Raw genomic sequence first — 3,710 nt, forward strand, 5'->3', positions numbered from 1 at the left:
TGGAAAAATAACAAAATTTGAAGTCGAGCTCAACAACAATTTAATGCGAAATGGCAAACGCGGGGGCAGAATGCTGAAAACAAAATTTTAGCTTGCAAGGAAGCGAAGTATCTGCTAGCTATTAATCCCTACGATTACAAAACGCAGCCGAGACCCCCTCGCAACCATATCGTGGAGAATGAGATCATGATTGAAATTCGTTTGCACGGCAGAGGCGGCCAGGGCGCCGTCACATCGGCGGAGCTGCTCGCGCAGGCCGCCATTGGTGAAGGCAAGTACGCCCAGGCCTTTCCGAGCTTCGGACCGGAAAGACGGGGTGCGCCGGTAGTGGCGTTCTGCCGCATTTCCGACGAACCCATCCGGCTGCGGACCAATATATATCATCCCGACCTCGTGCTGGTGCTCGACCCGTCTATTTTACGACTGGTCAATGTCAGCGCCGGGTTGAAAGACGACGGGGCCCTGATCACCAACACCAAGTATTCATGTGATGAGATCCGCAAAGAGCTCGGGATCAAACAGCGGCTGGCGACGGTGGATGCCTCCAAAATCGCCCAGGAGGAGTTGGGCGTGCCGATCACCAATACCACCATGCTCGGGGCGCTGCTGAAGACCCGGGAAGTGGTCCCCGTCGATTCTCTGATCGCACCGCTCGATAAACGTTTCGGCCGCATTGCCGCTCGAAACATCAACGCCTTCAAGCGCGCCTATAAGGAAACCGAAATCACCAATTCGTGACGATCGCCTCGGTCGCCACGGCGGGGTGCGGTCGCGTCATCGAAAGGAGACACCCTTGGCAAAAACAATCAAATCCGAAACTGATCTGACCTGGAAGGAACTGGAGGTCGGTTGCGTGGTCAGCGAGGCCGGGAACGCCAGTCAGTACAAGACCGGCGACTGGCGCTCCATGCGCCCGATCGTGGACAAATCCAAATGCATCCGCTGCGGGGTGTGCTACATTTTTTGCCCCGACATGGCCATCCGCAAAACCGAAGAGAACTACTTTGAAGCCGATCTCTATTACTGTAAGGGCTGCGGCATCTGCGCCCAGGAATGTTTCACCGGGTGTATCGCTATGGTACCGGAGGAAGAATAATGGGAAAACGAGTTGGAGTCGAAGTGTCGATTGCCGCGGCCGATGCTGTAGGTATGGCAAACGTGGATGTGGTTGCCGCCTACCCCATTACCCCGCAGACCCACATCGTGGAGCACCTTTCCGACCTGGTGGCCAATGGGAAGCTGGACGCGGAATTTATCCCGGTGGAATCCGAACACTCGGCCATGAGCGTTTGCTGTGGTTCTTCGGCCCTCGGTGCACGGACATTTACCTGCACCAGTTCCCAGGGGTTGGCCCTGATGAATGAAATCGTCTTCATTGCCGCCTCCATGCGGCTGCCGATCGTGATGATCCTGGCCAACCGGAGCTTGTCCGGCCCCCTGAGCATCTGGAACGACCACACCGATGTCATGTCCGTGCGCGACTGTGGCTGGATCCAAGTGTTCACCGAAACCGGCCAGGAAGTCTTCGATCACGTCATGTGGGCGTTCCGGGTGGCCGAGGATCGGCAGGTGTCTCTGCCGGTGATCATCAACATGGACGGGTTTATCCTCACGCATGTCATCGAACCGATTGAGTTCTGGGATTCGGCAATGGTCAAGCAGTACCTCCCCGACTTCAGTCCGATCAACGTCCTGAACCCGGACCACCCCACCACCGTCGGCGGTTTCGGCATGCCCGGCATCTACACCGAAGCCAAAGTGGCCCAAAACGAGGCCCTGGTCAAATCCAAGCCTCACATTCTCAAAGCGTGGCAAGAGTTGGGCGCGGTCACCGGCCGCTACTACCAGCCGGTGGAGACTTACAAAATCGATGGCGCCGAAACGGTATTTTTATCCATGGGCAGCACCGGCGACACCGTGGCCATGGCCGTGGACGAGTTGCGCGCTCAGGGCAAACCGGCCGGCCTGATCAAGCTGCGGCTGTGGCGGCCCTTTCCTTTCGAGGAACTGCGTCTGGCCGCGAGGGGCGTCAAACGCCTGATTATCATCGACCGGGCCGTTTCCTACGGCGGCCCTGGCGGACCGGTGGCCAGTGAAATCCGCAGCGCGTTTTACGGCGAAAAGGAGATGCCGGTGGTCACCAATTTCATCTGCGGGCTGGCCGGCCGTGACGTTACCCCTGAAGACTACATCGCCATATATTCAAAAAGCGAAAAGATGGCCCAGGGGCAGGTCCGGCAGGAAGACTACGTTTTTTATGGCGTCAGAGAATAACGCGGTTTCCGCTGCCGCGGCGGGATCCGGATGGGCCTAATGGAGACTCCGATATGGAAACACTAAACGTCTATGCGACACGGTTGCTGGAAAAGAGTGAATATTTCACCCCCGGGCACCGTGCCTGTCAGGGGTGTGCCGAAGCGCTGGCGGTGCGGCTGGTGGCCAAGGCTTTGGGCAACAACGTGATTGTGGGTAGCGCCACGGGGTGCATGGAAATCATCTCCTCGCCGCTGCCGTTCACCAACTGGAAGGTGCCATGGCTGCACGTGGCCTTTGAAAACGCCGCCGCCGTGCTCTCCGGTGCCGAAGCCGGTTACCGGGCCTTGGTGCGCAAGGGCAAACGGCCCGAAAAAGGAACCGTCTTTCTGGCCATGGGGGGGGATGGGGCCACCACCGATATCGGCTTTCAGGCCCTGTCCGGGGCCCTTGAACGGGGGCACAATTTCCTGTATGTCTGCTACGACAATGAGGCCTACATGAATACGGGCATTCAGCGCTCCTCCTCCACGCCCTTCGGTGCCTCCACGACCACCTCGCCTGCAGGTAAAATTCATTTCGGGCAGCGCACCTGGAAGAAGAACATGGCCGAAATCGTCGTGGCCCACAACGTCCCCTACGTTGCCACGGCCTGCTCCAGTTATCCCTTTGACCTGATGGAAAAGGTTCAAAAGGCCGCCCGTACACCCGGTCCGGCCTATGTTCATATCCTGTCAGTCTGCCCCACCGGCTGGCGCATAGCGCCCAACAAGGCGATCTGGATCGGCCGGCTGGCCGTGGAAACGGGCGTTTTCCCGCTCTATGAGGTCGTCGACGGGAAATACCGGATCACCCACGAGGTTGGGGAGTTGAAACCGGTTGAAGACTACCTGCGGCCCCAGGGTCGTTTCCGCCACCTGACCCCCGACATGATCAAACACATCCAGGATCGGGTTTCCGCGGAATACGCCAAACTCGAGGCCAAGACCCGATTGTAACCCCACCTGCGGACGTCGCCGCCGGATGAATCGGCATGCGGGGTCCAGTACCCATCGAGGATGACACATGAAAGAGAAGGTTACCGAAATCATCCAGAAGTACAATACGGACAAGGGATTCCTGGTACCGATTCTCCAGGACGTCCAAAAGGAGTTCAATTACCTCCCCAGGGAAGCCCTCAATGCGGTGAGCACCATCCTGGATCTCCCCCTCAGCCGGATCTACGAGTTGGCCACCTTTTACAAGGCCTTCAGCTTGACCCCCCGGGGCCGGCACCAGCTCAGCCTCTGCGTGGGAACGGCCTGCCACGTGCGCGGTGCGAGCCTGCTGCAGGAAAGCATCGAACGGGGACTGAACATCAAGGCCGGTGAGACCAGTGACGACCTGGAGTTCACCTTCGAGACCGTCAACTGCCTGGGGGCTTGCGCGCTGGGGCCGATCCTGGTGGTCGACGAAGA

At 58.6% G+C, this 3,710-nt stretch carries 5 protein-coding genes; all 5 read left to right on the forward strand.

Annotated features, from left to right (window positions below; all coding sequences use genetic code 11):
• The first annotated feature begins 186 nt into the window (after window positions 1-186).
• Entirely contained in the window at window positions 187-738 is a 552-nt protein-coding gene (locus GPT33_RS17800) for a 2-oxoacid:acceptor oxidoreductase family protein (RefSeq protein ID WP_296811739.1), read from the forward strand.
• Window positions 739-793: 55 nt separating this feature from the next.
• Entirely contained in the window at window positions 794-1,096 is a 303-nt protein-coding gene (locus GPT33_RS17805; protein WP_296811741.1) for a 4Fe-4S dicluster-binding protein, read from the forward strand.
• Complete coding sequence (locus tag GPT33_RS17810) at window positions 1,096-2,274, forward strand: transketolase C-terminal domain-containing protein (protein WP_296811744.1); 1,179 nt, start codon at window positions 1,096-1,098, stop codon at window positions 2,272-2,274. Before GPT33_RS17805 ends, GPT33_RS17810 begins: the two co-directional genes overlap by 1 nt.
• 53 nt (window positions 2,275-2,327) lie before the next feature.
• Entirely contained in the window at window positions 2,328-3,251 is a 924-nt protein-coding gene (gene porB, locus GPT33_RS17815; protein WP_296811747.1) for a pyruvate synthase subunit PorB, read from the forward strand.
• Between the two features lie 67 nt (window positions 3,252-3,318).
• A partial coding sequence (locus tag GPT33_RS17820; RefSeq protein WP_296811748.1) for an NAD(P)H-dependent oxidoreductase subunit E occupies window positions 3,319-3,710 on the forward strand: 392 nt, incomplete at its 3' end.

Source organism: Thiocapsa sp. (assembly GCF_011390875.1).
Lineage (GTDB): Bacteria > Pseudomonadota > Gammaproteobacteria > Chromatiales > Chromatiaceae > Thiocapsa.

Excerpts from the sequence above, each read along its gene's own strand:
- GPT33_RS17800 (WP_296811739.1), top strand. The coding sequence starts at position 187 with ATGATTGAAATTCGTTTGCACGGCAGAGGCGGCCAGGGCGCCGTCACA.
- GPT33_RS17810 (WP_296811744.1), top strand. The coding sequence starts at position 1,096 with ATGGGAAAACGAGTTGGAGTCGAAGTGTCGATTGCCGCGGCCGATGCT.
- porB (WP_296811747.1), top strand. The coding sequence starts at position 2,328 with ATGGAAACACTAAACGTCTATGCGACACGGTTGCTGGAAAAGAGTGAA.